The 3,750-nt window shown below is 67.1% G+C and carries 4 protein-coding genes and 2 tRNA genes; 4 read left to right on the top strand and 2 right to left on the bottom strand.

Annotated elements, in window-relative coordinates:
• Nucleotides 1–71 precede the first annotated feature (71 nt).
• The 3 genes from gltX to B4M62_RS10925 all read left to right on the top strand — a co-directional run bounded on the left by gltX (nt 72) and on the right by B4M62_RS10925 (nt 1,851).
• Nucleotides 72–1,547, top strand: a complete 1,476-nt coding sequence (gene gltX, locus B4M62_RS10935; protein ID WP_290707611.1) for a glutamate--tRNA ligase — start codon at nt 72–74, stop codon at nt 1,545–1,547.
• A gap of 98 nt (nt 1,548–1,645) precedes the next feature.
• Nucleotides 1,646–1,717: transfer RNA gene (locus B4M62_RS10930), tRNA-Gln, on the top strand.
• Between the two features lie 61 nt (nt 1,718–1,778).
• Nucleotides 1,779–1,851: transfer RNA gene (locus tag B4M62_RS10925), tRNA-Glu, on the top strand.
• A 58-nt stretch (nt 1,852–1,909) separates the two neighbouring features.
• Here B4M62_RS10925 and B4M62_RS10920 read toward each other — a convergent pair.
• Both B4M62_RS10920 and B4M62_RS10915 read right to left on the bottom strand, forming a co-directional pair.
• Nucleotides 1,910–2,422: a pyridoxamine 5'-phosphate oxidase family protein gene (locus B4M62_RS10920; RefSeq protein ID WP_290707609.1), complete on the bottom strand. Its 513-nt coding sequence runs from the start codon at nt 2,420–2,422 to the stop codon at nt 1,910–1,912.
• A 29-nt stretch (nt 2,423–2,451) separates the two neighbouring features.
• On the bottom strand, nt 2,452–3,186 hold the full coding sequence (locus tag B4M62_RS10915) for an IclR family transcriptional regulator (protein ID WP_290707607.1): 735 nt from the start codon (nt 3,184–3,186) through the stop codon (nt 2,452–2,454).
• Between the two features lie 76 nt (nt 3,187–3,262).
• Between B4M62_RS10915 and B4M62_RS10910 the strand changes: the two genes are divergently transcribed.
• Nucleotides 3,263–3,750 (top strand): aconitase family protein (locus tag B4M62_RS10910; protein ID WP_290707605.1); only part of this gene is annotated, 488 nt, incomplete at its 3' end.

Below are 3,750 nucleotides of genomic sequence, written 5' to 3'. Positions count from 1 at the left end.
CTCGCCAGCGCTCCCGGCGCTGGAGCGACGGGGCCGATGCGCGTTAGTCGCCGTTCGCTACCGTTGACTCCATGACCAGCCCCGTTCGCGTCCGATTCTGCCCGTCGCCCACCGGAACCCCCCATGTCGGGCTCATTCGCACCGCGCTGTTCAACTATGCGTACGCGCGGCACAACGGCGGCGACTTCGTGTTCCGGATCGAAGACACCGATGCCGCCCGCGACAGCGAGGAGAGTTACGCCGCGATTCTCGACGCGCTGCGCTGGCTCGGCCTGCACTGGGATGAGGGCCCGGAGGTCGGCGGACCGTACGGCCCGTACCGGCAATCGCAGCGGCGCGACATCCACCGCGATGTCGTCGCCGGACTACTCGCGGCCGGCGAGGCGTATGAGGCATTCGCCACGCCGGAGGAGGTGGAGGCGCGCCACCTCGCCGCCGGCCGGGATCCGAAACTCGGCTACGACAATTTCGACCGTGATCTGAGCGACGACCAGCGCGCTGCCTATCGGGCCGAGGGTCGCAGCCCGGTGGTTCGCCTGCGGATGCCCGATGAGGACATCACCTGGACTGACCTGGTGCGCGGGGAGACCACGATCAAGGCGGGGACGATGCCCGACTTCGCCCTCACCCGGGCCAACGGCATCCCGCTCTACACGCTGGTCAACCCTGTCGACGACGCGATGATGAAGATCAGCCATGTGTTGCGCGGCGAGGACCTGCTCTCGTCGACGCCGCGCCAGATCGCGCTGTATCGCGCGCTGGAGCGCATCGGGATCGCCGATGGGGTCCCGCAGTTCGGCCACCTTCCGTTTGTCACGGGCGAGGGCAATCGCAAGCTGTCCAAGCGGGACCCGGAGTCGAGCCTGTTCCACCACCGCGACCGCGGCTTCTTGCCCGAGGGGCTGCTCAACTATCTCGCGTTGCTCGGCTGGGGCTACCGTGGCGATACCGACGTGTTCACCCTGGCGCAGATGGTCGACGCCTTCGACATCGCCGACGTGAACTCCAACCCGGCCCGCTTCGACGAGCGCAAGGCCGAAGCGATCAATGCCGAACACATCCGGATGCTGGAGCCCGCGGAGTTCGCCGCCCGGCTTGGCGACTACCTCGTTGCGCGGGACCGGTTCGCCCAGTCGCCGGCTGATGATCGGGTATTCGCGGCGCTGGCGGAACTGATTCAGACGCGCATCCAGGTCCTCGGCGACGCGTGGGACCTGATCAAGTTCTACTACGTCGACGATGCCGACTTCGAGATCGACGAGAAGTCGGCCGCGAAGAATCTCGGCGCAGACGCCGGGCCGGTGCTCGACGCCGCGATCACGGCGCTGGACGGCTTGTCGCCCTGGGACACGCCGACGATTGAGGGCGCACTCAAGTCGGCTCTCATCGACGGGCTCGATCTCAAACCCCGCAAGGCGTTCGGCCCGGTCCGCGTCGCGGTCACCGGTGCCGCGGTCAGCCCACCGCTGTACGAGTCGATGGAACTGCTGGGGGCCGAAAAGTCACTCGCGCGACTGCGGGCCGCTGCCGCGCCACATCAGCAATAGGGGTCGTGGCCTGCGCGTTTGTGCTATCGGGCCGCCATCCTGCTAACCTACTTCTCGGTCCTTTCGCCGGGTGGTAGCACCGGGGGATGGCGACCCATTGGGGTATGGTGTAATTGGCAACACAGCGGTTTCTGGTACCGCCATTCTAGGTTCGAGTCCTGGTACCCCAGCGGACTTCACGGTTTGCTGACCCCGTTCGCGGGATCCAGATTGAGCCGAGGAGTTGTTCAGGCCCCCTTCGTCTAGCGGCCTAGGACGCCGCCCTCTCAAGGCGGTAGCGCGGGTTCAAATCCCGTAGGGGGTACAAATCGAAGGCGCCTCCACCTCAGGGTGGAGGCGCCTTCGTCGTTCGTGGTGTGGCGCTAGTCGTTGGGCGCGTTCAGAAACGGCACGGTAGACCCCGCCAGCGGCATCGCAGGGAGTCCGAGTTTGCGGTGATCCCAACTGCGGATGCGGTTGGCGGAGATGTGGATGGCGACGCGGTTGTGCATCATCTGGTCGACCAGTGGGCGCATCTCGGCCGTGAAGGGTCCGTGGTAGCGCTCCCAGACGCTGATACCGGTCGCCAGCGTGTGGTCTTCGTCGTCGTGGATCTCCGCCGTTCCCTCAATGGCGATACCGCGCAACCGGTCATAGGTCTGGCCGTCTTCGATCATGAGCGAGCACCGTGGATTGCGGCGCAGGTTGACCGCCTTCTGGGACTTGGCCTTCGTCTCGAACCACACCTCGCCGTTGAGCACGCCGTACCACATCGCGACGAGGTGGATCGCCCCGTCCGGACCGGTGGTGGCGAGGGTGGCAGTCCGCTGTTGCGCGATGAATGTCGCGATCTCCGCGTCGGACATGACGATCGCGGCGCGCTGATTGATACCCATGAGACAGACACTATCGGTCGGTGGGGAGCTCAGTCCGGCGTATGTGCCAGGCGTTCCTGGAGCGCGGTCGCGGCGGCGAGGAGATCGGCGGCCCAGCGCGCGCCCGGGCGACGGCCGATGCGTTCGATCGGTCCGGAAACCGAGATTGCGGCAACAACCTCGCCGTCGGCGTCGCGGACCGGCACGGAAACGCTTGCCACCCCGGCGGCGCGCTCGGCGACGCTTTGCGCCCATCCCTTCTTTCGGACATCGGCGAGGGTGCGCTCGGCGAAGACACTGTTGTCGAGGAGGGGGGCCCGGACGCCGTCGGGGGCCCAGGCCAACAGCACCTTCGCCGCCGATCCGGCTGTCATCGGCAGGCGGCTGCCCACGGGAACGGTGTCGCGCAGCCCGCTCGGCGGCTCGACGGCGGCGACGCAGATGCGTTCGGCACCGTCGCGCCGGTAGATCTGCACCGACTCCCCGGTGATCTCGTGCAGTCGCGGCAGAATGGCGAGCGCGGCGTCGGGTATCTCGTCGGCGTGCGGGCCCGCCAGTTCGCGAAGCGCCGGCCCGGGCAGCCAGCGTCCGGCTGTGTCGCGCGCGATCAGGTGATGGCATTCCAGTCCGACGGCGAGGCGGTGCGCGGTAGCGCGGGGCAGTCCGGTGGCCGCGCACAGTTCGGCGAGGTTGCACGGCTGGGCCGCGACTGCCTGCAGGACGGTCACCGCTTTGTCGAGGACTCCGATACCGCTGATCCCGTCCGATGCGGTAGCCTTTCTCATAAGCCGATACTATCTGTCCAGATAGTGAGATTCCAGCAGTCGTCGCCCGATTGTTGGCCGAACCCAGCGAGGAGCTATGAGCCTCAGCCCAGCCAAGCCCCGCACGCTCGCCGAGAAGGTGTGGGACGACCATGTCGTCATGCGCGGCGAGGTCGACGAATCGGGACAGCGCAATCCCGACCTCATCTACATCGATCTCCATCTTGTGCACGAGGTGACCTCGCCGCAAGCCTTCGACGGGCTGCGGGTGGCGGGTCGTCCGGTGCGCCGAACGGACCTCACGATTGCCACCGAGGATCACAATGTGCCAACGGTGGACATCGACAAGCCGATTGCCGACCCCGTCTCGCGCACCCAGGTCGAGACGCTGCGGCGCAACTGTGAGGAGTTCGGCGTCCGTCTCTACCCGATGGGCGACGCAGAGCAGGGGGTCGTCCACGTCGTCGGCCCTCAGCTGGGCCTGACGCAGCCGGGTATGACGGTCGTGTGCGGCGACAGCCACACGTCGACACACGGCGCGTTCGGGGCCCTGGCGATGGGCATCGGCACCTCGGAGGTCGAGCA

It is taken from the genome of Gordonia sp. UBA5067 (assembly GCF_002414845.1).
Classification (GTDB): domain Bacteria; phylum Actinomycetota; class Actinomycetes; order Mycobacteriales; family Mycobacteriaceae; genus Gordonia; species Gordonia defluvii.
Note: the sequence above shows the minus strand (reverse complement) of the source record. Positions and strands in the feature narration are given on the sequence as shown.

Coding starts and splice junctions, on each gene's coding strand:
- gltX (WP_290707611.1), top strand. CDS start 72: ATGACCAGCCCCGTTCGCGTCCGATTCTGCCCGTCGCCCACCGGAACC.
- B4M62_RS10920 (WP_290707609.1), bottom strand. CDS start 2,422: ATGGGTATCAATCAGCGCGCCGCGATCGTCATGTCCGACGCGGAGATC.
- B4M62_RS10915 (WP_290707607.1), bottom strand. CDS start 3,186: ATGAGAAAGGCTACCGCATCGGACGGGATCAGCGGTATCGGAGTCCTC.